The sequence below is a fragment of the Legionella fallonii LLAP-10 genome, assembly GCF_000953135.1.
Taxonomy (GTDB): Bacteria; Pseudomonadota; Gammaproteobacteria; order Legionellales; family Legionellaceae; genus Legionella; species Legionella fallonii.
Genome location: NZ_LN614827.1, coordinates 3,699,728 through 3,726,365, shown reverse-complemented (window position 1 = coordinate 3,726,365; position 26,638 = coordinate 3,699,728). Strand labels below are relative to the sequence as shown.

Genomic DNA, 26,638 nt, shown 5'->3' with positions numbered 1-26,638 from the left:
GTGATTTCTAAAATGGAAGTTTTGGTAAGAGTAGCTTGTCGGGCTATTTTTAGCCCGACCTAAGCTAAGTTGACTAAGGGGTATTCGACGCTAGTTTTTCAGCGCTATCAGTCAGATCAATATCAATAACTTTGGGTTTGAACATGCCGACAGTACTGACAGAGGCTGCTGTTTGTAACGTTTCTGGCCTCTGGATGATTGGCCTGTTCAATTGAGCCTCAATCTCATCAACTGCGTTGAGATCAGATTCTAGCGAGTGAATCAGGTCAGTATGATTAGCATTAGTTGTGAAGAGGTCTTTATCTATTACCGTTGTTGGTACCTCTATACCTAAAGCTTTTTCTGGATATAATTTGGGGGGTACCTTAAAAAAATTAAGCTCTTCTGCGGTCATACTTTCAATACTAATCATACGAATACCTTGTTCAACAGCTGTATCATAGTATTGCGATAAAATATTTTGAGGTCCTATTATAATAGTGTCTTCTTGATTTAGCTCTAAAGATAAATATTCACCCTTATTCTCATAAGGTTTTAAAGTGTATACCTCCCCTTTTTTTATATCCCACGTTTCGTTTAACGTCAGAGAACTGATACTAAGTATATTGTTGGGATTACCTTTTAATACAACTACATCACCATAAGTCCAATAGATAGAATTATAGCCTGCACGAATCTCAGCGTTTAGCTTACTTATTTGAATAATGTTGCTGCGAAGATCAAACAGGTACTCATCTAGCGATTTTTTACCTATAATCCCTATATTGAAAGAGCTATAATAATCCCAAGCATCTGCTAATATTTTATTGACTGATTCTTGGCGTGCGCAATCTATTGCTATTTGTAAGGCGAAATTAGGAACAGTGCTGAACCGTTTCTTTAGTTGGTTAATGAGTGAACTTCCGGCTAATGAATTTGCTATTTTGTAAGAATCTATACCCTGTATTTTACAAACATAGCGTCCGCCATTGTAAAGTGAAAACCCTTCGTCAATAATTACTGAGTAATTTTTACCATTTTTCAAAATAATTTCAGATATTTTTTTTTGTTTACTTGACATGACAGCAAAGTCTTTCTTTGAAAATTTTGCATAGTCCATTTCTTTATCTCTAAGCCGATTACCCTCATCAACTGATATCAAATTAAACTTTACTGCATCCTCAACAGTAATATTATCTGATTTCACTATTCCATGTGTGAGCTGTTCAGGAGAAAAATTGTCACGTATAAAATCTGTAATGGTATCAATATTCAACAAGGCCCTACCGCCATAAACACTGGATTGCTCATAAGAAACTTTTTGATATTTCCTCAGCACCTCCTCGGCCGCTAAGATTTTACCAGAACGAAGCACTTTCTCAACATTATCTCCCCAAATAGCATGAGCAATGTACGAAACTTTGTGTTTATCAAGCCAATGTTTAAATTCAAAACGAGATTGCATTGATACTCTCCTTTGTGGTTAAAATTTATGCTTGCGGCAAGAATCGTGTGAAAAATTATATCATACCGAGTTATTACTGATCTATTATTGGCGTAATGTTAACTGACTCCAATGCACTGACTCATTAAAACCATAACATTTTGCAAGCTGATTATTTTTATAACAAAGCCTTTTTCGTATTCAGATGTTTGCTCAATAATTGCGTGGAACTGGAGGCTCATTTGATGTACGGTAGAAAATGAAGTGTCTATTATTGGATGCATTTAGATTACGTATTCACAATATTTTGGGGAAATAAATGTGCCGTTTAATCTGGATTTTAACTTGCATTAGTGGGATAGCCTTCGCAGGCTACAAATAGTACAGAATAAGATATTGCCTTACGTCACTTAAAAGATAAAGTTCGCCGTTATTGGCTTTTAAGAGAGGATTAGCTTTTCCCGGTATTTCTAGAAGACCGCTCTCTCCTAATTTAATTGCGCCTGATTGTTCTAAATCCTTAATAAACTCATAGATATCTTCAGTTGATTTGAAATGGATGAGAGAAGGGCGTGATGAAAAATAATCGCAAATTGTATCCTAAATAACGTTTGTGATATATATTTGTTCTTTGATGTATGTAAGGATTCAAGTTAATAGAATGCAATTTGTCACGTTACTCCATGCAACAAGCTCAAAGACTTGCTTTGTCGGCACGGTGTGCTAATCCTCATGTGATTTTCTCGTTTGCATGTCGCTTTCACACTCTGTGTTGCATCGCACGCGAGTTTAGAAGGAAGCTATTATTTGACTAGAGTGCTAAGATGTTAAAGATGATTCATTTCAGGAGGAAGTTATGGCTCGGTCTTTTTTAGTTATTATTTTAGCAATGGGATGCACGGTTGCTTTTGGAAAAAATGCATGTTCATCACTTGATGATCAGGCGATTACCCAATCAGTTTACAATTATGTAAAAAATAAAACAGCAGTGTCTTCGGATAATATCATTACGGATAGCATTCGTTGTGTCGGCTCTTTCTCTTCTGCTCAGGTTACCCCTAAAGATCACAGTACAGACGCTGCGACAGTTTATTTACATAAAGATGAAGATGGCCAGTGGGTAGTTATGTCTCTTGGAACTTATTTTGATCAGGATTTTTTAAGTAAAATACCTAAAGAGTTGCGATAAAAAGTAGGCAGGGCAATGGACCAACCTACTCTCTAAATTTTTAAGGCCCAATTGCGACTAGCTAAAAGAAGACTTTTTGGTTAAGACACTATCGTCTTGAGCCTGAGCGATTTCTTTATTAGCCTTGTCAAAAAGTGTTATCCCTGAACTTATTTCAGAAAATGAGGCTCTACGTTCTAATCTTGGCCTTAATCTTAGGCTTTTTTTAGCAGGATTTTTAGGTTCTTCCTGTTCTGTTTGGAAGGCTTTTAATCGTTTAGTGACTTTTTCTCTATTAAATTCAGGCTTTTCTTGTTTCCATTTGGCTATTTGTTTTTGCTGTTGTGCTATCACCTTGCTCTGTTCTTCAGTAAGCTCCGCCCCATCTTTTTTGAGCAGCTCGATCAGTACTCCATCACCGTTTTCCAGTGCGGACATATAAGGAGTTGTATTCTTTTTCAATCCATATTCATCAGTAACCGGTTGATTTAATAAATTTTTTAGCTCCTGAGCACTAAAACCTGCCTCTTTAAGGTGTTTTCTCAACGCAAGGTATGCCTTTAAACTATTCATGCAGTTAAAGACGAGTCTATTATCATCGCTCTTAATAGCATCAATAAATGCATTTTTGTTAGTTGCGGAAGTAAAACAACCCGCTTCAGCTAGTTTTTGCAATAACAATATTATGGTTTCTGGACGGTAAATTCGAGACATAATCGTGCTGCCATATGTATTTGCAGCAAAAATCGCATCAATAAATTGTTGTTGGTATTTTGCTTTATCGGGGCCTGAAAAACAACCCGCTAAAGTTAAATGCTCCATCAAGAAATTAAAGCTCTCATGATGACAATTTGCAAAAAGCGCTGATTCACCATTTAGAGTATTCTTAGATAATACCGCTGCGATAAAATTGGCTTGATTGGCCTTCGCATTAGGACCCTCCAAGAATTTAATGGCTTTAAGTTTAGCTACTAATTCATGCTCCTTACGGGAAGATAAATGGTACAAGCAATTAGAACCATATCTATCTTTGACAAAGACTGCATTAATAAATTGTTGTGTGAAGTCATCATTTTTGAAACAATCCGCTTCTTCTAATAGTTCTAGTTGCAACTTTGTAACTTCTTGATCCTTTGCTTCAGATAGAGCACTTTGACCATCATTATTTGGACTAATAATGGCCTTTATCAGTTTCTCTTTATTTGCTGCTCCCGTGGAGCCGTTCAAACACCCCAGGCTTTTGAGTTGATCACTTACTAATTTTAAAGATTCTTTATTGCGCGAAGCATGATACAGCACACTGCGATTAAGTAGATCAAAGTCCACTAGTCTATCGAAGAGAGCTTGTTTATTTTCCTCTTGCGAAAAATAACCTGCTTGCTCTATAAATTTGAAAATAAAAGCAACTACTTCAGGAATAAACATTGCGTGTTCTAATGTCCGGCGGAGTCTGCCTTTGTGGAGGAGTCCATTAATGAATATCTCTTTGTTTTTTTGGACATCTTCACCCTGACCAAGACAATGTGTTTGTACTCTTTCTATAAGAAGCTGAAAATTAGGTACTTTTTCCGCTAATGAACTTAAACTACTACCAAAATTAATGTGTTGTAGTGACTGAGATAAGGCATTTTCGCCATCGTGATTTTGTGCCGCTAAAGCGGTTACGAATCGATGTTGATTTTCAGCAGTCTTTGGCCCTGTAAAACAGCCTGCTTCATCTAGGGTATTTAATAAAAGAGCTAAGGGATTTTCTTCAGCTTTAGTTGATTTTGTTTGAGGCCATGCGGTATGTGCTAAGGAATTATGTTCACCATTATTGGAGATGAAGGTTGCCTCAATAAAGGTTTGTTTTAGCTCTTGAGCATAAGGGCCTTGAAAGAAGAGCGCTTTAATAAAATCCAAAAGCTCTCTAAGTGGGTTTATATTACCGCCATTCCACGAGTAAAAACGGCTTAGAGCCTTACTATAAGCATCAGTTTCATAAGCATCGTAGGTAAATAAGGATTTAAGAAAAGCTTGCTTACGACTTAATTCCTGCTCGCCACTAAAAAATCCGCTATCCTCAATTAATTGATAGCGTCTTTTTATAGTTTGAAGATCTGTTTCATTAGTTAGAGCATACATCAGATTTTCAGTTCCTATGAGCCAGCGAAAAGCTAATCCAGTTTTTACCCAACCAGCATCCACCAAGGTGGTGGCTAACCATCCAAACATACTAAAACCCCGCAACTTGAACAAAAAAAAAGCATTTTACATTATTTATGATTCTTTATCAATGAGGTTTGAATAACATGGCATCGCCAAGTTAATGACGTGTCAAAACTGAGTTTATTTAAGCTACGTTAGCAAAAAAAAGGAAAAGATATCGCTCTCCTAAATCTCGTTTAAGAAGGATATTTTAATTGCATAGTTACTTTGCAATAAGGTATCATTCACTTTTTGCCAGATATAGAACCAATTTAGTACTATATTTATACTATAGGGATTAACTTTTTAATAATTAAGTTTTAGGGGTTGTTGGCATTTCGTATCATCGCTGTCTTACGATAATTTTCGAGGATGACGTTCGTTTAGCGACATAAAAGCATTTCCATACTTTTATGTCGATCTGACGTTAATTAAGACTTATTTGGTACTAGATTATTTGGTGTGGGGGTGTTATGCTGCGCATCAGCAAATTGGCCGATTATGGAACAGTTGTTATGGTGCATCTTGCCAAACATGCGCAAGAGTTATGTAATGCTCGTGATATCGCATTACATACCCATTTAGCTGTGCCTACGGTAAGTAAAATATTGAAGCGTTTAACCGCTGCAGGTTTATTATCTTCGGTACGAGGTGTAACGGGAGGGTATAGATTACAAAGGCCTGCTACTGAAATATCAGTATCTCAAATTATTTATGCCTTGGAGGAACATCGCGGTTTTACTGAGTGTAGTTTGCAACCTAATGATTGTTCTTTGCAACGAGTATGCACTATACAAGGTAATTGGCGATTGATAAGTCATGCAATAGAAACCGCGCTGGATAGTGTGAGTTTGGATGCATTGGCAAAACCAACTCTTCAGACGCGTGATCTTGAGCGCGTCCGGCAGTTAGCAAGTGGAGTAAATCGTGGCTAAAAGCAGTGAGCAAATTAATTCTCTGCTCGATAGAGAATACCAACACGGGTTTGTAACCGACATTGAAGTGGAAACGTTTTTACCTGGATTAGATGAAGACGTTATTCGTCGTTTATCAGCTATTAAAAAAGAGCCTGAGTTTTTATTGGAATGGCGTTTAAAGGCATTCAGACATTGGCTGACTATGTCACATCCTGAATGGTCTAGCGTGCATTATTCACCTATTGATTATCAATCGATTTCTTATTATTCAGCACCTAAAAGTAAAAAAGATGCTCCTAAAAGCTTGGATGAGGTAGACCCTGAGTTATTAGCAACTTATGCTAAATTAGGTATTCCTTTACGAGAGCAAGAAATGCTGGCTGGAGTGGCTGTTGATGCTGTTTTTGATAGCGTTTCTGTAGCAACCACTTTTAAGGCAAAGCTCGCTGAAAAAGGCGTTATTTTTTGCCCACTTTCTGAAGCAGTGCACGAGCATCCTGAATTAGTGATGAAATATCTAGGCTCAGTAGTGCCTTACCGTGATAATTTTTATGCGGCATTGAACTCTGCTGTTTTTAGTGATGGTTCCTTTGTTTATATTCCTAAGGGAGTTCGTTGCCCTATGGAATTATCCACTTATTTTCGTATTAATGCAGCTTCTACAGGTCAGTTTGAGCGTACTTTGATTATTGCCGATGACGACAGCTATGTGTCTTATTTGGAAGGATGTACTGCTCCAATGCGCGATGAAAACCAATTGCATGCAGCTGTTGTAGAGTTAGTCGCCTTAGATGGTGCGCAAATTAAATATTCGACCGTACAAAATTGGTATCCAGGTGATAAAGAAGGTAAGGGCGGTATCTATAACTTTGTGACCAAACGAGGAGCTTGTCGTGGTAAGCGCTCCAAAATATCTTGGACGCAAATTGAAACAGGTTCTGCTATTACCTGGAAATACCCTAGCGTGATTTTGCAAGGCGATGACTCTGTTGGGGAATTTTATTCAGTTGCCTTAACCAATAATTTCCAACAAGCCGATACTGGCACTAAAATGATTCACATTGGTAAGAATACACGTTCCACCATCATTTCTAAGGGAATTAGTGCGGGACGAGCTCACAATGCCTATAGAGGGATGGTTCGTATTGCTCCAACGGCGACTAATGCACGTAATTATACTCAATGTGATTCTATGTTAATGGGTAGCCTTTGTTCGGCACACACCTTTCCTTATATCGAGGTGAAGAATCCAACAGCTCAAGTAGAGCACGAAGCAACTACCTCCAAAATTAGTGAAGAGCAATTGTTTTATTGTCAACAACGCGGCATTGATACTGAAGATGCAGTGTCAATGATAGTCAATGGCTTTTGTAAGCAAGTATTAAAAGAACTACCTATGGAATTTGCAGTGGAAGCCACTAAATTGTTAGGTATAAGTTTAGAAGGGGCAGTGGGTTAATATGTTAAAAATTAATGAGTTAAATGTTTCAATTAATGAACAGTCCATTTTAAAAGGTATTAACCTTCATGTGAAAGCAGGTGAAGTGCATGCCATTATGGGGCCTAATGGCTCTGGGAAAAGTACTTTATCTAAAGTACTGGCTGGACATCCTTCTTATACAGTGACTGCAGGACAAGTCAGTTACTTGGATCAGGATTTATTGGCTTTGGCTCCCGAAGAGAGAGCTCAGGCTGGTGTCTTTATGTCCTTTCAGTACCCAGTGGAAATTCCTGGAGTAACTAATATTAATTTTCTTAAAGCCTCGGTTAATGCGGTACGAAAAGGCCAGGGGAAAAATACTCTTGATGCCATAGAGTTTTTAAGCTTTATACGTGAAAAATGTCAGTTGTTAGATATGGATGAAACTTTTTTATATCGCAGTATCAACGAAGGTTTTTCTGGTGGCGAGAAAAAACGCAATGAAATTTTACAAATGGCTGCTTTAGATCCTAAATTAGCTATTTTAGATGAAACTGATTCAGGCTTAGATATAGACGCTTTGCGGATTATTTCTCATGGAGTGAATGCCATGCGTTCGCCAGAGCGTGCGATTATTTTGGTAACTCATTATCAACGATTACTTGATTATATTGAGCCGGATTTCATCCATGTTCTGGTGAATGGTCGTATCATCATGTCAGGTGATAAATCATTGGCGCTGGAGTTAGAGAAAAAAGGGTACAGCTGGCTTGAGGAAGTGGAGCAGCAATGAACGAGATTTTAGAGTTTTATCAAGAGCAAGCGCAACGGGGAAGATCAACCTACCCTTGGCTGGCTCAATTACAATCTAAAGCGTCAGCTGACTTAAATAGTCATGGTTTTCCAACACGACATAATGAAGAGTGGAAATATACCAATGTTGATGCGCTGCTAAAACGATCTTTTACCTCTCCATTGGAGGAGAAAAGCTCAGGTACTCCACTGCATTCTGATTTACCAGTCAAATACTCTTTATTAATGCATAATGGACACCTTTCGGGCGAGCAAGAGTTAGTGAAGCATTTACCCAAGGGCGTTGTGCTTCTTCCTTTATCTGCCGCTTTAGAGCAGCATGCTGATTTAATTAAGCCTCATTTAGCAACGATTTTACAGCAAGAGCATGGATTTCACTTTTTAAATACGGCGATGCTCCAATGTGGTTTGTTTGTGTATATCCCCCAAGGAGTGTGCATAGAAGAACCTATTGCCCTTACTCACGTGCAGGATCAAGCTAATCAGGCTATTCATTTACGTCATTTAATTATTGCAGAAGCTCAGAGTCAGGCCACTTTTATTGAAGAATATTGTGGTGACGAGGATAGTTGTTACTTAACCAATACAGTGACAGAAATATATCTGGGTGCTGGCGCACAATTGACGCATTATAAAATCCAAAGAGAGAGTAAAGCAGCTTATCACCTTGGGCATATCGCTGTGAAACAATCAGCTCACAGTCAATTGTTCAGTCATTCATTAAGTCTGGGGGGTAAACTGGTACGTAGTGATATCAGTATGTATTTGCAAGAAGAATATGCACGATGTTTGATGAATGGAATTTATGCTCCAGCAGAAGGACAACATGTCGATCATCACACAACGGTGAATCATTTGGTACCTAATTGTTTTAGTGAACAGGATTACAAAGGTATTTTAACAGGTCATTCTCGAGCCGTATTTAATGGCAAGGTGATTGTTGCTAAAGATGCGCAACATACCGACGCAAAACAACAAAATAAAAATTTATTGCTTTCTGCCCATGCTGAAATTGATACCAAACCGCAATTAGAAATTTTTGCTGATGATGTGGTGTGTTCTCATGGAGCAACGGTTGGGCAATTGGATGAAGAGGCTTTATTTTATTTAGCAACCCGGGGAATTGGTCGGTTAGAGGCCTCACAATTTTTAATTCATGCTTTTGCTCAGAATAATTTACAGCTTATTCCTCATCGTAATTTAGCTGATTGGATGGGCAAGTTATTAACTCAACAGTTGGGGTGAGCAAAATGAGTACATCTATTTCAACACTTTCATCACTCCAGATTAAGGAGATTCGTAATCAATTTCCGGTCTTAAACCAAAAAGTGAATGATTATGATTTGATTTATTTTGACAATGCTGCGACGACGCAAAAGCCAAAGTCAGTAATTCAAGCGATAGCCAATTATTATGAACATGATAATGCGAACGTTCATCGAGGTGTTCATGCCCTAAGTGTTAGGGCTACAGAGCATTATGAAGAGGCTCGAGCTAAAGTGAAGCGTTTTATTAATGCTCATACCACGCGAGAGTGTATCTTTGTTCGTGGCACTACCGAAGCCATTAATTTAGTCGCTCAAAGTTTCGTAGCACCTAAGATCTTACCTGGCGAAGAAATTTTGATTACCCACATGGAACATCATTCCAATATTGTTCCCTGGCAGATGGTTTGTAAAAAAACAGGAGCTAAGTTAGAAGTCGCTCCTATTTCGTTGACTGGTGAAATATTATTGGATGAGTTTGCTAAAAAATTAAATAAAAACACCAAATTTGTCGCTATTAATCATGTTTCTAATGCCCTGGGTACAATCAATCCCGTAAAAGAAATGATAGAGATGGCACATCAATATGGTGCAAAAGTATTGCTTGATGGGGCGCAAGCAGTAGCACACTTGCCTGTAGACGTACAAGATTTGGATTGCGATTTTTATGCATTTTCAGGGCATAAGATGTATGGTCCTACTGGTATCGGTGTTTTGTGGGGCAGAGAAGAGCTTTTGAATGGTATGTCGCCTTATCAAGGTGGTGGTGAGATGATTAATTATGTCACTTTTGAGGCTACTGAATATGCTCCTCTTCCACAAAAATATGAAGCAGGTACTCCTAATATCGCTGGTGCTATTGGCCTAGGAGCCGCCATAGATTTCTTAGGTTCTTTAGATATAGAAGCTATTGCTGCCTATGAGGCACAATTGCTTCACTACGCTACCGCTGCAGTTGAGACGATTAAAGGTTTTAATATCATAGGAACAGCAAAACAAAAGGTACCTGTTATTTCTTTTATTCATGGCAAAATTCATGCTCATGATATAGGTACTATTCTGGATAGTGAAGGCATAGCTATACGCAGTGGACATCACTGTACTATGCCATTGATGGACTTTTTTGAGGTTTCTGCTACTTCTCGAATTTCATTGTCTTTTTATAATACTAGAGAAGAAGTGGATCAGTGCATCATCGCATTGAAACGAGCTAAAGAGGTATTCGCATGAGTGCAGAGTTGCGAGAGCTTTATCAGGAAATCATTATTGATCACAATCGTAATCCCCGAAATCATCATGCTATGGATGATGCGACAACCCAAGCTAATGGTTTCAATCCCCTTTGTGGTGATAAATTAACTGTTTATGCCAAGATAGAAAATGGTTTGATTGCTGATTTAAGTTTTGTTGGATGTGGTTGTGCCATTTCGCAAGCATCGGCCTCTTTGATGACTGATGCCTTAAAAGGTAAAACAGTAGGCGAAGCCCATGAATTGTTTCACCGAGTTCATCATATGTTGACTGTGGATAGTGAAATTCAACTAGGCGCTATGGATAGATTGACTGTTCTTGCTGGAGTTAAAGCATTCCCGGCTCGAGTCAAATGCGCCACTTTAGCATGGCATACTTTGGAAGCGGCATTAAATAAAGATATTGCTGTAGTAAAAACGGAGTAACCTTCAATGTTTGGCTTTAAGAAAAAACAGGATAAGGAACAAGTACAAGATACAGCACCATTAGTGCGTACTAAAGAGCAATTAAATGATGCGGTCATTGATGCGCTTAAAGGTGTTTTTGACCCTGAGATTCCCGTCAATATTTACGATTTAGGTTTAATTTATAATGTGACTATTGATGACGAACGACATGTGCTTATCCAAATGACCCTAACGACACCTGGTTGTCCAGTTGCGCAAACTTTTCCTGGGACTGTAGAGCAATCTGTAAATCAAGTTGAAGGTGTTAGTGATTGTACTGTGGAATTGGTGTGGGAGCCTCCATGGTCTCAGGATCGGATGACTGAGGCAGCACGACTTGAATTGGGACTTTTCTAATGGGCGGTGAGTTATCTTGGCAGCCTTCAGCATCTATAGAATTATTACGTCAACGTGCGCAATTTTTGGCAGCAATTCGTCAGTTTTTTACCCAACGTCTTTATTTGGAAGTAGAAACTCCTATTATGGCACGGTATGGGGTAACGGATGTCTATTTAAGTAACATTAAGGCTTTTTTCAGAAATGAAGCTTATTGTTTGCAAACCTCTCCTGAATATCATATGAAGCGTTTGTTAGCAGCGGGTTCTGGCCCTATTTTTCAGCTAGCACGGGTTTTTCGTGATGATGAGCTAGGGCGATGGCATAACCCAGAGTTTACTTTGTTGGAGTGGTATCAATTATCTGTTGATCACCACACATTGATGGATGAGGTTGATCTTTTTTTGCAAACGTTAATCCATTCAGCCCCTATGATGAGAAAAACCTATCAAGAGGTCTTTCTGCAATCCTGCGATCTCGATCCTTTTACTGCATCAAGAGAGCAATTAAAACGAGTAGTGCAGTATTATCATTTAGATAATGTCTTATCTCCGGACGAACAAGATAAAGATCAATATTTGTTTTTGTTAATGAGCCACGTAGTTGAGCCCTTTCTGGGTAAAGAGAGTGCTCCTGTAGCGGTATATAATTTTCCTCCATCACAAGCGGCACTGGCCAAGCTAAATGGAACTGTAGCCGAACGTTTTGAAGTTTATTTTCAAGGGGTAGAGTTGGCTAATGGGTTTCATGAGCTAACGGAAAAAGAGGCACAAGCCCGACGTTTTTTTCAGGATCAACAAATTAGAGAAGAAAAAGGATTGCCTTCTGTCGCCGCAGATGAGTTTCTTTTACAGGCGTTAGAACATGGATTGCCATCATGCAGTGGCGTTGCTTTGGGAGTGGATCGCCTATTGGCCTTGGCATTAAAGCAACCTAGCATTTCTCATATACTCTCTTTTGATTTTTCTCGAGCTTAGAGCCTGCACGCTGTCCCCTCCCCATCGCGTTTGAAACGAGATCTATTGGTAGACGAATTGCCGGCGAAAGCCGGCATTCCTATTTTATGGATGCCGACTTTTGTCGGCAATTCGAAAGTGAAGTGAAATTGTTCCGTCAATACGGTGCTCCAGTTCAGCACATCGTTTCTCCTTGCACGCCACATCCCCTTCGGCGAGTTTCAGAAGAAAACTGGCAAGCTAGGTGTTAAAAAATGATGAGTAACTCTCCTGTGCAATGTTGTGCTCTGTTTCCTTCTCTAACTCTCCGTTTCCGCTATGTTGAGCAATTTTTACCAAAATTTCTTTTTGTGCTTCAATATGTCCCTCTTTCTTAATATCTCGTTGCTGTTTCGCAGACATTTCCGGGAAAAAAAGCCCTTTTTGATGACCTTGGCACAATATTTGGGTGTTTCTAAGAATGGTTATAAAATCCTGAGCTCCCCGGTTTTTAAGGAAGTTATTGCCTGTAGGGTAGGATTTTCCCCCTAAGTTTTCTGCTAAGGCAACAGCATTCACGGGATCTGAAATTAATGTATCAAAATTAAATGAATCTAATTTTTCACCATAGGCCAAACACTGTATACCGCTATACAGTGTTTTAATGAAAGATAATCTTGGCAAGAGCATATTAAGACTTGTTTGATCCAGAATTTTTGCTTCATTCATAATTTTTAACATATTAAGTAACGTGTTGCTCGTTAATTTCGCATTGCAAATAGCAATAATATTCTTTTCACTATGATGTTTATGTTGTCGTAGAAACTCAATCACCTCGGCGGTATAGGCAGCGCATTGTGGTTGTTGCAACATAGTCTCTCGCGGGGTTTGATTGACGCATTCTACTTTAGAAAATTGAACCCAAAATTGAGCTAAGTCCGCAGCGTACTCGGGATTTGAACAAACATATACTTGGGTGGTTGCATTATAACACTGCTCTTTTTGAAGTGTCACAAAAGCCGTAGCAACCTTATTGGAAAATTGAGGGACTTCAAAGGTCAGTTTAAGAAAATGTTCATCTAAGCCTTCTTTGTGCAGTGTTTCCACGGCATCCATTACTATAGTACTTTCATTGGAGTGGGTAACAAGAGTGTGCAAAATTAGGGGTAAACGCTCTGGTTTTAATTTCAATTCTATTAATTTTGTTATCGCTCTTTTTAATTCCAAGCCATTGATTTCCTTACCAAGAATTGTCTCTAAAAAGGGGTGTGGATCCCAACCTGCTTCTTTAAAGTTTATAAGGATGTCTTTGCACCAATAACTTTGAGCCAAGGTATCATTTGTTTGAAATAATCTATCCAGCGATTTCTGATCCGGGGGAAGGTTTTTAAACAACCCATGAAAGGTATGGATTTTTTTTATTTTTAAAATATTAATCAGGTTAGGTAAGGTAATCAGCGATGGATTTCTTTCTGCCAATGTTTCCAGTATTTTGTGAATAATTATAATATGTTCTGTTTCTTTTAATAAGGGTATTACCTCATCACTATTTAAATTGTGTTTATTTAGAAGAGATAACGCATCAATAAAGAAATGAGAGTTTTCTGTTCGTGACATTAACTCCAACTCTTCAAAAACAGCAATGAGTTCTTGAGGTTTTTTCATTTTCTCCATTGCACAAAATATTTTTTTTACAAAGGAGATTTTTGTGTTTTTTGAAATAGAGACTACGATAGGAGCTAAAGCTTTCGCCTTAGTGGGGTGTTTTTCCAGAAACGCTACGTTATCTTCAGTTATTTGATGCGCGGCATTTAAGATATCAAGCGCTTCATACCCTCCTAGTCGGTTAACCAGTCCTTTGAACGTTTTACCACTTTCAGTTGTATCCGTACGTGTATTTTTGCCAATTAAAATTAAGGCTAATTTCAGTAATGAGGAAGAGGATAGATTATCTTCCGTCAGTTCCTCATAAAAACTGCGCAATTCTTTGATATGAGGCTCTTCTTTAAGAAGGGTTCGGCCATAACCTTTATTGCTATCATACTCTTCGAGTGCTTTCTGTATGGTTATCCTTTTCATTTATTATTCCTATAGTGTACGTATTCTTGTTACATGTATGCACTACTGGTTTTTTGTAGCTATTTCCCCGTTAGTAATAATACTTTTGTAACATGTCAGTTTACGAGTTATTCCTTCCGTTTATTAGCCATTCAACCTTAGCAATAATTTTGGTGCACGTCACATAATTATTTATATTCGGCCTAGTATATGCATAGGATAGAGATATCAATCAATATAAAGAAACGTCCTGTAGAAGAGGGCAGGTACGCGATTTTATAATAGTACTTTGGTTGCTATCCGATAACCTAGGCAAAGTGAGCCTGCCGTGGAATACTTATAAGGGAAGATTGTGTTAGTATCTCTACATAGTAGGGATACAGGAAAATTAAATTAATGCCAACCATAGTTCTTAACTTATTAAAATTCATAATAATGCTCTTTTGCATCAGTGTAATTACTCTGCTAGCAGTACGAATTTATGACTCACAACGCGGCCTGCCATTAGAGCTCTGGCACACTTACGTTCCCAAGGAAATGCACGCCCAGGAAATTGATAAGCTCGATTGGAAGCAATATATTGAGAGGGAAAATAAAATCTTTGATGAGGTTCGGCAAGAGGTTACGCAAAAATTAGAAAAGAAAGATCGAGTTTCTTTTAATCGCTATTTTACAGGGAGTCCCGTTTATCCTGATAATTTTTCACCTGACTGGAATCGCTCCTATCTGCTAGAACCACAAGGAGCTCCTGTTGGTGCGGTTGTGTTCTTACATGGCCTGACTGATTCTCCATACAGCCTCCGCCATATTGCTCGACGTTATCGCGAACAGGGCTTTATCACCATAGCGATAAGATTACCTGCACATGGCACCGTACCTGCCGCATTAACTGATATTGAATGGGAGGATTGGCTCGCTGCCACGCGATTAGCAGTTAGAGAGGCACGAAAGCGTATAGGTCCAACTCAATCATTGCACCTTGTGGGATTTTCTAACGGCGGTGCGCTCGCATTAAAGTACGCACTCGATGCCATTGAAAATAACAAACTAGCACGGCCAAACAAAATTATATTAATTTCGCCAATGATCGGAATTACCCGTTTTGCCCGCTTTGCCGGATTTGCTGGTTTGCCAGCCATATTACCTGCCTTTGCCAAAGCAGCTTGGTTAAGTGTGCTCCCTGAATTTAACCCATTCAAATACAATTCGTTTCCAGTGAATGGGGCACGCCAATCCTACCGTTTAACAATGGCTTTGCAACAAGAAATTCTCCGTGTCGCCGATAAAGGGCTTCTCGCTCAACTACCCCCTGTGCTAACTTTTCAATCTGTGATGGATTATACAGTCAGTACTCGCGATATCGTTTCTGCTTTTTATGCCAAATTACCGGCTAATGGCAGTGAATTGGTGTTATTTGATCTCAATAGAGCGGCAAAATTTGGCGTTTTATTACGCAAATCGTCAGGAATGGCGTTGGCACGCTATCTCAATAAACCACCTCGGCAATTTCGCACAACAACAATTACTAATGCTAACGTTACTAGCGGAAAAGTTGCCGAACATATTCTTGAAGCGGGTGGCCTTGAAGAAAGCATTCATCCGTTAGAGCTGTTCTATCCTTCAGATGTCTATTCCTTATCGCATGTAGCCTTACCTTTTCCTATAACTGATGGACTATACGGCCTACAACCAGACCCAAACGAAAACTACGGCATTCAACTAGGAACAACTGCCACGCGAGGGGAACGCAATGTATTGATCATAAGCTTAGATGCCCTGATTCGCATTTCGTCAAATCCATTTTATCCGTATATGCTCAAACGCATTGAAGAAAATATAAAATCTACAAAAAAAGCATAGCTTGCGTCGGTTAGACAATAGATTGGCTAACAGATGAACTATGCGAGTAATCCCCTGTTTAATTTATAGAGACATTCGCTTGAAGAAGACATCGTGAAGTTGGGTCTGTGTCGGTGATTTTTCAGATGGGGAGTTTTGAGTGGACTATTGTAGTTCTACCTATACGGCTTAATAGTTAGTTAATAATTAGTAATTATAATGCATGTTTTTATATTTAGGAGATATTCTATGCCCAATACTCAATATGCACGTTTAATGGAACTATTAGGAACTCAACAGGAAGGCGTTTTTCGTTCTCAGGAAATTGTGGATGAAGAAGATATGTTAATGCGACTTATTTCTATTCAAAATCCAACGCCAGAGAAAAAAGAAGTAGACGAAGCAAGTGATGTAAATTCATTGATTACTCAATCTCGTTTTTCAGAGGAACAATCAGCGGCAGCATTGGTTCTATCTGAAGAAGATGCAGCGTTAGCAGAAGAGTCTATCCGTGCGATGAATGAATTTCGATTATAATAGCCGTTGAGGGCTAACGGTATTTTAAGAATAGCGGTTCTAATGGGGCATGGAGACAGAAATCTGAAGATTTGAATAAATAGACTTCTTTTCAAATGCGAGTTTGGAACGAAGTCTAATAATCTGAATTGAAACGCTTCTGACTCTGCTGGGGGCATTAGGGCTATAACAAGTTTACCTCGTGGCATTAATACGGCAAAATGTTTCATCATGATTTTTTGTTGAATTCAAACTAATTTGAGGTAATGGAATGACTTTAAAATACAGGAATGCGTTTTTACTTTTGTTTGCGTTAAGCTTACCTGTTTATGCCAAAGGTAATCCTGAAGCACAGACATGTAGGCCCCCTGCCGATATCAAACTGTCTCAATTTATCATCGGTTATGGATCACTAATGAAAGAAGAGTCCAAGCGTGAAGACAGCGCCAATGTTGGTGATAACATTCCTATCTATGTAACTGGTTTTGAGCGTGGCTGGATTGAGCACAGTACCGATCCACGGTTTGGTACTACCTATTTGGGGGTAAAAGCAAAACCCGATGTGACAATGAATGCCGTTTATTTTAAATTAAAGGTCTCCGCGGATCTCTTCAATTATGATAAGCGTGAAAATACTTACTGTAGGGTTAATGTACCTAAAGAGAAAATTCAATCACTGACTAAAGATCCATTGCCTGAAGGACAATATTGGATCTACACCACTCTCGCCGATAATGCTCTTCCATCTACCCAATATCCTCTTGTGCAGTCTTATGTAGATATATTTTTATCTGGGTGTTTTGAATTAGAAAAAAAATATAAATTACATGATTTTGCGAAAGGTTGTGTAAAAACCACAGGAAATTGGTCTGGTTCATGGGTGAATGACAGGGTGCATCCACGTACAGCAGTGGATGATGTTCCCTATGTTGCGGAGGTAGATTCTTTGATTTCTGACACTTTGCCTCAATACTATAATTCAATCAAAATTGAATGACCTCTTCGAGCTTGTTAATTAATTTGCTCATAACTAGAGTTCCTGAGTGGAGTTCAGTTACAGAGTAAGTGTTCACGTAATGACATCAACTTAAGAGATATAGCCTGGGTGAAGACACGGACGTAACCCGGGGCGACACTGATTCGAGCCATGCTCCCGGATTCGCTTCGCTCCATCCGGGCTACAATTTTCTTCTCAGTCAACATCCTTATGAGAGCTTCGGATCTTGCGAACGAGTCGCGAGACGTCAAAATTGAGAGGAGATCAATTTCGCAGTTTGATTGCGCATCATTAGGGCAAGCAAGGGGTTAAGACTTGCTCTTCCGATTGTTCTCGCTCTAGTGAACGGTAAATATCATTAGGGCCATTGTGTTCTTTATCGGATGCTTCTAGTTTACTTTGATGATTGGTATATAGGCGATAAGCAGCATAAGTTAGAGTTAAACTAAGAGCTACAGGCCATGAGATGACAGTGGCGGTAATAATAAAGGCAGTTGCTCCTACATTGAAGGCTAAAGTTTTCCAAAACTCAATGCTGGCTTGGTTGCATTGTTCATAAAGTTTGCTCATGAGTTGTTGATGGTGTTCATCATTCAATAGGGCGCCATTAGCTTGTTCTCTGCGAATAGCAATTTGGGCTTGTTGATATTTTTTAAATTCTTCGGCTGTATTATAAAGGGCATTGCCTAGCATGCTTAAAAAGGCCATGCCCGCAAGAATGAATCCTCCTGAACAAAACATGCTGACTCCAAAAGCTATAAAGATAATATTGGCTGCCAGAATATTAATGAGATAGTAAGCACATTGAGTTTCCCATTCATCATTTAATAAATCAATCTGTCTTTTAATCGTTGCTTTCTCAAGTGACGCCGCATTTTGTTCTTGATTCATTAACTCTTCTAATCGCTTATTATATTTGGCTGTTTCCACAGCCCATTGTGTTATCAATAATAAAGAATCAAACACAAGAAAACTGAGAACAATTGGGGAAATAGCTGCGGTTGGGATTTGAAAATAGATGTTATAAGTCGTCAATAAAGTAACTGTTGCCCAGACAAAATCACTGGACATGGTAAAACCGCGTTTATCCATTTCATGCGTTAGTACTTTTTTGACAGAGAGTTCTTTGCTTATTGCTGCTTGTATTATATGTTTGAGCAGGAGCACTAAATTGATTAGAAAGCGAAGTCCAAAGAGTGCAATACCTAAAACAGCCATTGGCTCTCTTGTTTTATCCAAGAAACTAATAATCTCGGTGGAAACACATTGACCACCTGTGGTGTCTGTATGCGTGCCGCAGTTGTTTTGTATATAGACAATTGCATGGCTTGCCAAAGCGCGGCTATAACCCCATTGAGAGCGGTTAGTATTGAGAATAGAAATATATTGGCGTATTTGAGCAATGCTAATAGAAGACGGTGTGCTAATTGAGCTGCGGTCTTTTAATTCTTTAGATAATTGGTAGATTGCTTCTTGTGCTTGTTTAGAAAAGCTCGTTTCAATAAAATTTTCGATGGCTTTTCTTTTTTCTTCTAATTTTTGCAAATCAGCACTGACATAGTCATATTGATAATAAAGAATCATTAAATTACAGAGATAGTACATATAAGCAACTAAGTCTTCTTTTTTTACCCACAGATGTTTATTAGAAATAAATAATTGATATAACGAGGAAAATTCTGCTTGTAAATAGTCTAAATCAAAATCATCTTCTTTAAAAAGCGAAAAGTCAGTATTCCTTTCGTTACCTGCTGCTATAGGGGGTAATTGTGTTGACGGCTTTCCTGGTTTTGGTGCAAGTACGACAGTTTCATCTGTCGCGTCTTCTTTCGTTTGCTTTTGCTCAGGGGGAATAGAAAGAGATGTATTTTTCTCTTTTGAGGATTTATCAAAGAAACGATGTTTTATGAGACTTATTCGTGAATTACCCATATATTTGTTTATTTAATAATTAATTAAACCTTTATTATCCTTCCTTTCTATCATTCTGAATTAAACAATGATAATCCGTGACCGTTATCTTATCATAAATTTATTAAGATAATATTAGTTCTGTTTATATTTCTACCATTTTGGCTCTCGCCTTGATTTACCGGGCTTTAGTGCTCCAAAATCAGGCCATTGGGACTCATGCTTGCGAACGGGAACCGACCCTGAGGGGGATCAATTCCATTCAGGGATAAGTTCACCCCGAGGACTAAAACGATAATGCTGTTGATCCCAGCCTTGGCCAAAAAGCCGCAGTACTGAATTATAATAATCTCCTGGAGCTATAGGGGATTTATCCACACGTGAACGTTGTTCTTTAAGGGCAGGGGAGTTGGCCATAAGGGGTAATAAGGCAGCTGAGAATCCTACTGGTCCTTTACCAGAATACGCTCCTGTAACCGTGTTGATTTGCTCTGGCGGCACTCCCTGTTGTTGGGTAATTTTTACCATTGGCATAAAGTGCTCAACCAGTTCTTTTTTGTAACCTAGATCATCAGCGAGCATACCAATCCATAAATAGACACGAATGGCATTATAGCTACCAACATTGGGCTGTTCTTGATCGGGTTGCCAACCCGCATTTTTGTTCCAAATAATCCAATCAGGGGCATAACCTTTGGGTGAGGCGTCGACCAATAAACGTAAACTGCTTTGTTCCACATCTTGCCACTGCTTATTGACGGAAACAAATTTGGCAAGCGCTTGGGGTGGCAAATAACTTGGATTAAGCCGCCAGTTGTTTCCATGAACGAAGCCCATTTTACCCGGTAATACCGTTTTTCCTATACCGGGAATATCGGCTACTTCTTCTTTTAAAATTCGTTCGAGCAATTGGGTTCCCAATGACTCATAATGTTGATTCCTCCATAAACGCCCTGCTTCAAGTAGAGTATAAGCTATCCACTGATCGGAATCAGAGGCCGAATTAGGATCTAGGATTTTCCATTGTTTTTGCTGATTTTGCCCCCATAACCAAGCGGGTAATTGCGCACTTAAATCTCCTGCAGCAAGATTATTTTCTGTCCATCGAATTAATTTATCAAACATCGGACGATCGTTAGCAACCAAGGCAAAAAATAGCGCGTAACTTTGTCCTTCAGAGGTAGTAACCTTATTCGGGGATGATGAGTCAACTACTCGCCCATCATCACTAATATACAATCGTTTGAAATCAAGCCATGATGGCCAATACATTAACGTTTTCAGACTGCTCGAATGAAGCAAAAGGAGCAAAAAAATGACTACCAAAGTTTTAAAAAAAAAAGTGTATTGATCTTTCATTTTATTTAATCCTAGTCGCTCACGTGACTTGTTTGTAAATCCTATACGACAAAGCCTCTGGCGGGAGGCTGCGGATTTACCTTACTCTCATCTTTTAATTTGCGCCAAGTAGTACTGAGTTATTAAGGCGGTCTATTTTTTTAAGCGATGTCGACTAATCGCCCTTAAAGCTTGCCATAATAAATAGGTCACAATCAGCGCAGCTACTAATGAAGCTAAAGCCATATTGATCGGATGTTGTTGCAGTGCAAGCCAAATATGCATATACCACGGTAAATAGCCAACATGATAAATGGGGCCAACTTGTAAACTATTTATCCCTGATTCTTTAATTACGGCTACAGAACCAAATACCTGGCCACTAAGACTTTTTACAGAAAATGTTTCATTAAGTAGTTCAAAGCCACGCGGTGTGTCTGCAAGAAGGCCTATGATACTGCGTTGTTTGTAGTAGGGGGATTGCAGACCTATTATGGCAGCAAGTACTCCATTAGAGCTTACCACGGTTTTATTGTTTACTGCTGCATTACCAGGGGTTACGGGTATATCAGGTAATTCTGCTTGGCGAAATGGTGAGTTAATCCAACTTTCCGTTTTCTTCATCAGAAGATTAATTTTGCTATCATCATATAACTCACCAGGTATATTGCCGATGATGAGAGTGTCAACATCTTTGTTTTTTAATTGTGCCCAGTCATCAGTTAAACTCATTGCTAAAACAGGAAATCCTGTCTGGGAACCTATGCTACCCATAGTATTTAATAACGTAGTTACTTCTACGGCGAGAGGTTGTTTGCTGATTAAGATCCAAGTTTCAGACAAGTCAGCAAGACGGCTAAAAGGAAAACCCGCGCTGATAAAGGCTCTTAAATTAGGCAGCGCTATATAATGATAATAATTTGAGAAATCTATAGTAGAGTTACCATCAATAGCAGCATAATTGTCTGTTAAAGTGTAGGATTCACAACGCCCATCTATTGTCCCCCCGCCTATAGAGTTAGTATAAGCAAAATCAAATACCATTTCGTTGTTTGTTCCTAAGTCTAATACTGGGATAGTAAATTGTTTTGTTGTGTCGTTTGCTGCGGATAAAGGTACTACGCCAAGTAATTTTGGTTCTTGCTCGGATGTCGACAGCAACTTAAAGCTTTGGACGAAGTAGTTATTTAGACTGACATTGAGATGTGAAACACCTTGTGGTGGCGGTACAGTATAACGATATTTCAGCGATATTTTTACCCCTGGACTACCATTGAGAAATAAATCTGGAGGTAAATTAAATGGCAGGGAAATGGGACTGGGATTAAATCCCCTGGTTTGTAATTGCTCTTTAAATTGCTGTAGTTCTTCAAATGAGGTGGGTCTATCGGTGCGAACCCAATAAGGTGCATCATAGGGTTTACGTGGTGCAATAGTTTCTACTTGATCCACTGTTACACTGGAACCACGAAACAGAATATTACCTGTGACTATTCCTTTTACCGCAGTGATTAAATCGTTGCTGTCACGGCCGGAAATAACCAATAGCTTGATATAGGGATTGTCTGGATGACTAATCATTTCTACTGTAGGGGCATTTACCGTTTGATAACTTTTAAGAAAGTCGGGACGTTGCGTGTTTGTAAGAAGTACAATAGCATTACGTCCGGGCAATTCATTAAATAGAGCAGGGAATGATTGACCATGCCATCGTGATTTAGCGCCAAACCACGATGCCAAAATTGCTGCGGCTCGTTGTTGGGTTAAATCCGGTTGTGCTGCAAATACCATAGGTAGTACTAATGGTTTATCATCCAAACGATCAAAAAATGGTTCAGGGAAGTGGGTTAGTTCATTTTTTAATTCTAAAGTTTGAGTCATCAGTTCAAGAAAACTGAGCTTGCTGATTTCCATCCATAGAGTGGTATTCGCTGGGTTTTCGCATATGGCTTTATAGTGACCAATAAAGTGTAGTTTTAACCGATTAAAATCATTAATAAACCGAGGATCGATTGGTATTTCAAGGTGATTGGATTTTCCTAACATCTCATCTATGAGAGTTATCAGGCCTACAAGTTCCTCATTCAGATAGATTTTCAATTGAGATTGTATCGGAATTAATGATGGGGACGGAGTAAATTGCAGGTTTAATTGGGCTTGAGTAACCAGTTGATCTTTGCGGATGGTAAACTCCACGCTATTGTCCGGATTGAGGCCAAAAATAGTAAAAGTCTTCGGTGTCAATGTGTCTTTATTAAAAAATAGTTTTATTTTTTGCGTGGGGGCGTCAGTAGTGAGAGCAACTGTGGTTGCTGGTTGAGTAGTGACCTGGTTTTTTGTAGCGGTATTTTGGGCTTTTACAGGCGCGGCTTGTATTATTTGAGCAAGCAAACTGACAGCTATCAAAAACAATGTTGTGATATAGACTGTTTTTTTTATCATTAGGTCATCATCCATTAAATTTCAACTATTCCAACGGCATTAGCGGCTTGCGCCTGATTTTTTTTAATTGTACGAGGGAAAAACGACACTACCCACATTAATATATTAGTTAGAGCAGACAATATACTGCGAATTAAAGGTGGGGCATATTCTATAATACTAAGATATCCACGGAAGTCCAGTTGGAAAACATGGCGCATGCTTTCTATCGTTTTTTCTTCAGGAATGTATTTTTGCCATAGAACCCAGTTGTCTGCTCTAGCGAAGGTACATTGTATAAAATCTATATTTTGTTTTAAGGAAAGCTCATCCAAACGTATACCTACCTCTCGATTAAAAATGCGCATGACGGTACATGGAAAACGGAATTCCTCAAGACCTTTATTCAGTATCAGTGCTATTTTTTCGCCATTTTTTAGCCATGTAGGGTCGTCAATTTCTATACCCACTCCACTTCCTGAATAATTACGCAAGGTACAGGGAAATAAGTGACCATCAGCTCGAGCTATGGCGGCAGGCATAGAAAATTTGACTCTATGCGATTTACGTATTTGCTTGGCTTCAACATCCACGCCTAAGGCTCCGCCAAGGATTGTTATATTATAGATTACCCAGGATAAAGTGATGAGTACCGCTAGAATGTCTTCGCTTGGTCCCCAAAACAGACGGATGAATCCAGCAATTAAACCAATAAAATTGATGCAAAGTAGAATGACGTAAGGTCGCGCAGTTACCCAGTCTGCATAGCGCTCTTTGACTAAGCCCCCTTTGACTGTAACATTAAATTTCCCTTTGCGTGGATTGATTAAAGCGACAGTTGTGGGTATTGCGATATACCAAGCCATTACTGTTTCATAAATTTCATTCCATAAAAAGTGGCGATATTTTCCTTGGATGCGGCTATTAGACAGTACGGCATGAATAATATGGGGGAGCCCATATAATAAAACCATTATTGCAGGAGCATAAACAATTCGAGCATATAGTGCTAGAAATGCTACTGGTGTAACCAGAAAAATCAATCGAGGGATACCTGATAGGAAGTGCATTATGGCATTGAAATAACAGAGACGTTGGGAGATTTTGAGACCTTTACCTGTTAATGGGTTATCTGTGCGTAAAATTTGTACCATACCTCGCGCCCAGCGAATTCGTTGGCCTATGTGGCCTGATAAACTTTCTGTCGCTAAACCTGCTGCCATGGGGATACGTATGTAGGCAGAGGTGTAGCCCTTACGTTGTAAGCGGATAGAGGTAAGCGCATCTTCAGTGACACTTTCTACAGAAAAGCCACCTACTTCTTCCAGCGCACTACGGCGAAGTATACCGGCGGAACCACAAAAATAGGTCGCATCCCATAAATCATTCCCATCTTGTATTATGCCGTAGAACAATGCACTTTCATTGGGTATATTTTGAAATGCCCCTAAGTTGCGTTCAAAAGGGTCTGGTGAAAAAAAGTGATGTGGTGTTTGCACGATAGCTAATTTAGGATCTTTTAAAAACCAACCTATGGTTAATTGGAGAAAGCTATGAGTAGGGATATGGTCACAGTCAAAAATAACGATGAATTCGCCTTTAGAGTATTGTAATGCATTATTGATATTACCCGCCTTAGCATAAGCGTTGTTGCTACGGGTAATGTAATGAACGCCGCTCTCTTGGGCAAATTTTTCCACTGACAAACGGTTTCCATCGTCAAGGATATAGATATTGAGTTTGTCTTTTGGCCAATCTATACCCAGTGCGGCATAAACTCCTGGCTTAATAACGCCTAGCTCTTCATTATAGGTTGGGATCATAATGTCAACGGTAGGCCAAGTGGAGTAATCTTCGGGAAGCGAAACAGGGTTTCGGTGTAAGGGCCAAATACTTTGAAGATAGCCAAGCACAAGGACTACAAAAATATAAGTTTCAGCAAGGATAAGCAGTACGCCAAATATCATACTTACTGTATCTTCCCAGACCAGTGTGGCGCTATAACGCCACCATAAATATCGGCAAGAAACAATGAGTGAAATGACTACGAGCATAATGACTGTGGGGTGTCCAGGTATGTGTCTAATACTTAATGCCGTAACTAATAAAAGCATTAAAAAAATAAATTGGGGTATAGGGCTAAAGGGTTGGGTAATACATAAAATTAATAGTATTCCTGAAAAAAAGCTGAGTAAGATTAATAAAGCTTTGTAGGCATTGTGACTTAACTTTTTGACGTAGTTCCTCGTTTTTTTCCCCATTTTACTGCGATGAATTTTATGAGGTAAAAGATTAATGTTAGAATAGTAGGCATCGATGCTTTGTTTTTGCCATTGCTTAATACTAGGGCTGATTCTGTTTTGTCGCGAAGGAAGAATTAAGATTAGCCAAGTTGATTGAATAAAATAGCGCAGTATATCTCCGATTTTTGGGTGAATTACAGAAATTTGAGGAAATAATTTCAAATGATTTGCTCTGACCCATTGCCAATATGGTGATTCAAATTTTAAGAAAAGCCAACCTAAGCTCCAAAAAAAATTAGCGAGAAATGCAGCAAAAAAAGAAGCGCCGTGGTGTCTATAATTTTGATAGTGTGCCTCAAATTTTTGAGCTAGGGACTCATTGAAGAATAGGCGAAGAATGATACTCATGATATTTGCTTTACCAAAGAGGCGCAGCACCAATTAGCTAATGCCATTAGATCTTTGGCCGCAAGGCTGTTGGCGCCATATTCACCCGGGGGCTGTTTGACCGCGAGTGATTCAGTAATCGCTTCATCGCTATGAACTATTAGTGGTAATAGCTCAGATAGAGCTTGTCGCCATAATTGCATTAGATTTTTTTGTAATAGATAGGACGAGTTGTACTTATTAACTAAAAAATAACAATTACCTGGTAATTCTTGCTGATGTAAACCAACGTGACATGACATGTTGGCATTTAATATACGAATTCTACAATCGATAAGGGATAATCCATAATGAGCAAATGAAGTAAGATGCTCTGTTGGCAGGTCTAAAAGAATCCAATCATAACTCTTGTGAGCGATTAAATCGGTTAGTGTTAGCTGTGATTGCCAAAATGCCGAATCCATTTTAGGTTGAGTTTCTAGCTTGAGTTGTTCTGTTTTGGAGATAGTTCCAAAAGGTACAAAATCTAATAATTTAGTATAACTCATTGCACTTTCTTGCCACGGAATACCGTCTACCATAGCACGAGCCCAACCACGTTTTTGGGTGAACGGCATATTAAAATACAGTCGTAACATATTATCTGGTGAGCAATCTATGGCTAATACGGATGCTCCTAGTTTTTGCAAAGACCAGGCCAATCCCGCAGTTAGAGATGTGGTTCCTGAACCTCCTCGGACTCCTTGTAATCCGATTACTGGCATAAT

Annotated in this window: 20 protein-coding genes; 12 read left to right on the top strand and 8 right to left on the bottom strand. The window is 39.0% G+C overall.

The window, feature by feature from the left end; all coding sequences use genetic code 11:
* Nucleotides 1-73 precede the first annotated feature (73 nt).
* Nucleotides 74-1,444: a hypothetical protein gene (locus LFA_RS15480; RefSeq protein ID WP_045096970.1), complete on the bottom strand. Its 1,371-nt coding sequence runs from the start codon at nucleotides 1,442-1,444 to the stop codon at nucleotides 74-76.
* Nucleotides 1,445-2,279: 835 nt separating this feature from the next.
* Between LFA_RS15480 and LFA_RS15475 the strand changes: the two genes are divergently transcribed.
* A complete protein-coding gene (locus LFA_RS15475) occupies nucleotides 2,280-2,612 on the top strand; it encodes a hypothetical protein (protein WP_045096969.1) in 333 nt (110 codons plus the stop codon).
* 57 nt (nucleotides 2,613-2,669) lie between these two features.
* On the opposite strand, the gene LFA_RS15470 is transcribed toward LFA_RS15475, so the two are convergent.
* A complete protein-coding gene (locus LFA_RS15470; RefSeq protein ID WP_045096968.1) occupies nucleotides 2,670-4,805 on the bottom strand; it encodes a hypothetical protein in 2,136 nt (711 codons plus the stop codon).
* Between the two features lie 446 nt (nucleotides 4,806-5,251).
* Here LFA_RS15470 and LFA_RS15465 point away from each other — a divergent pair, with 446 nt between their 5' ends.
* The 8 genes from LFA_RS15465 to epmA are packed head-to-tail and all read left to right on the top strand — an operon-like array spanning nucleotide 5,252 to nucleotide 12,203.
* Nucleotides 5,252-5,713 (top strand): SUF system Fe-S cluster assembly regulator, encoded by a 462-nt coding sequence (locus LFA_RS15465; RefSeq protein ID WP_045096967.1) that lies wholly within the window; start codon nucleotides 5,252-5,254, stop codon nucleotides 5,711-5,713.
* Complete coding sequence (gene sufB, locus LFA_RS15460; protein ID WP_045096966.1) at nucleotides 5,706-7,154, top strand: Fe-S cluster assembly protein SufB; 1,449 nt, start codon at nucleotides 5,706-5,708, stop codon at nucleotides 7,152-7,154. The genes LFA_RS15465 and sufB overlap by 8 nt, the downstream gene beginning before the upstream one ends.
* 1 nt (nucleotide 7,155) lies before the next feature.
* Nucleotides 7,156-7,908: a Fe-S cluster assembly ATPase SufC gene (gene sufC, locus LFA_RS15455; RefSeq protein WP_045096965.1), complete on the top strand. Its 753-nt coding sequence runs from the start codon at nucleotides 7,156-7,158 to the stop codon at nucleotides 7,906-7,908.
* Nucleotides 7,905-9,173 carry a Fe-S cluster assembly protein SufD gene (gene sufD, locus LFA_RS15450; protein ID WP_045096964.1) on the top strand — a complete coding sequence of 423 codons (1,269 nt, stop codon included), beginning with the start codon at nucleotides 7,905-7,907 and terminating at the stop codon, nucleotides 9,171-9,173. The genes sufC and sufD overlap by 4 nt, the downstream gene beginning before the upstream one ends.
* Nucleotides 9,174-9,178: 5 nt before the next feature.
* The gene (locus LFA_RS15445) at nucleotides 9,179-10,423 is read left to right on the top strand and encodes a cysteine desulfurase (protein ID WP_045096963.1); all 1,245 of its coding nucleotides are present in this window, start codon (nucleotides 9,179-9,181) and stop codon (nucleotides 10,421-10,423) included.
* Entirely contained in the window at nucleotides 10,420-10,869 is a 450-nt protein-coding gene (gene sufU, locus LFA_RS15440) for a Fe-S cluster assembly sulfur transfer protein SufU (protein ID WP_045096962.1), read from the top strand. Before LFA_RS15445 ends, sufU begins: the two co-directional genes overlap by 4 nt.
* Nucleotides 10,870-10,875: 6 nt before the next feature.
* Complete coding sequence (locus LFA_RS15435; RefSeq protein ID WP_045096961.1) at nucleotides 10,876-11,247, top strand: SUF system Fe-S cluster assembly protein; 372 nt, start codon at nucleotides 10,876-10,878, stop codon at nucleotides 11,245-11,247.
* Nucleotides 11,247-12,203: an elongation factor P--(R)-beta-lysine ligase gene (gene epmA / locus LFA_RS15430; protein WP_045096960.1), complete on the top strand. Its 957-nt coding sequence runs from the start codon at nucleotides 11,247-11,249 to the stop codon at nucleotides 12,201-12,203. The genes LFA_RS15435 and epmA overlap by 1 nt, the downstream gene beginning before the upstream one ends.
* Nucleotides 12,204-12,422: 219 nt before the next feature.
* Here the strand turns inward: epmA and LFA_RS15425 are convergent, their stop codons facing one another.
* A complete protein-coding gene (locus LFA_RS15425) occupies nucleotides 12,423-14,240 on the bottom strand; it encodes a hypothetical protein (RefSeq protein WP_045096959.1) in 1,818 nt (605 codons plus the stop codon).
* 375 nt (nucleotides 14,241-14,615) lie between these two features.
* Between LFA_RS15425 and LFA_RS15420 the strand changes: the two genes are divergently transcribed.
* From LFA_RS15420 to LFA_RS15410, 3 genes are all read left to right on the top strand, one after another.
* On the top strand, nucleotides 14,616-16,079 hold the full coding sequence (locus tag LFA_RS15420) for an alpha/beta hydrolase (protein WP_045096958.1): 1,464 nt from the start codon (nucleotides 14,616-14,618) through the stop codon (nucleotides 16,077-16,079).
* A 228-nt stretch (nucleotides 16,080-16,307) separates the two neighbouring features.
* Nucleotides 16,308-16,595: a hypothetical protein gene (locus LFA_RS15415; RefSeq protein ID WP_045096957.1), complete on the top strand. Its 288-nt coding sequence runs from the start codon at nucleotides 16,308-16,310 to the stop codon at nucleotides 16,593-16,595.
* Nucleotides 16,596-16,845: 250 nt separating this feature from the next.
* Entirely contained in the window at nucleotides 16,846-17,571 is a 726-nt protein-coding gene (locus tag LFA_RS15410) for a hypothetical protein (RefSeq protein ID WP_052674004.1), read from the top strand.
* Nucleotides 17,572-17,862: 291 nt separating this feature from the next.
* Here LFA_RS15410 and LFA_RS15405 read toward each other — a convergent pair whose 3' ends face one another.
* The 5 genes from LFA_RS15405 to bcsQ all read right to left on the bottom strand — a co-directional run bounded on the left by LFA_RS15405 (nucleotide 17,863) and on the right by bcsQ (nucleotide 26,635).
* Nucleotides 17,863-19,503, bottom strand: coding sequence for a hypothetical protein (locus LFA_RS15405; RefSeq protein ID WP_052674003.1), 1,641 nt, complete (start codon nucleotides 19,501-19,503; stop codon nucleotides 17,863-17,865).
* A gap of 231 nt (nucleotides 19,504-19,734) precedes the next feature.
* A complete protein-coding gene (gene bcsZ / locus LFA_RS15400) occupies nucleotides 19,735-20,841 on the bottom strand; it encodes a cellulose synthase complex periplasmic endoglucanase BcsZ (RefSeq protein ID WP_045096956.1) in 1,107 nt (368 codons plus the stop codon).
* Between the two features lie 132 nt (nucleotides 20,842-20,973).
* Nucleotides 20,974-23,262 carry a cellulose biosynthesis cyclic di-GMP-binding regulatory protein BcsB gene (bcsB, locus tag LFA_RS15395; RefSeq protein WP_045097680.1) on the bottom strand — a complete coding sequence of 763 codons (2,289 nt, stop codon included), beginning with the start codon at nucleotides 23,260-23,262 and terminating at the stop codon, nucleotides 20,974-20,976.
* A 14-nt stretch (nucleotides 23,263-23,276) separates the two neighbouring features.
* Nucleotides 23,277-25,892, bottom strand: coding sequence for a UDP-forming cellulose synthase catalytic subunit (gene bcsA / locus LFA_RS15390; protein WP_045096955.1), 2,616 nt, complete (start codon nucleotides 25,890-25,892; stop codon nucleotides 23,277-23,279).
* On the bottom strand, nucleotides 25,889-26,635 hold the full coding sequence (gene bcsQ / locus LFA_RS15385; RefSeq protein ID WP_045096954.1) for a cellulose biosynthesis protein BcsQ: 747 nt from the start codon (nucleotides 26,633-26,635) through the stop codon (nucleotides 25,889-25,891). The genes bcsA and bcsQ overlap by 4 nt, the downstream gene beginning before the upstream one ends.
* Nucleotides 26,636-26,638 lie beyond the last annotated feature (3 nt).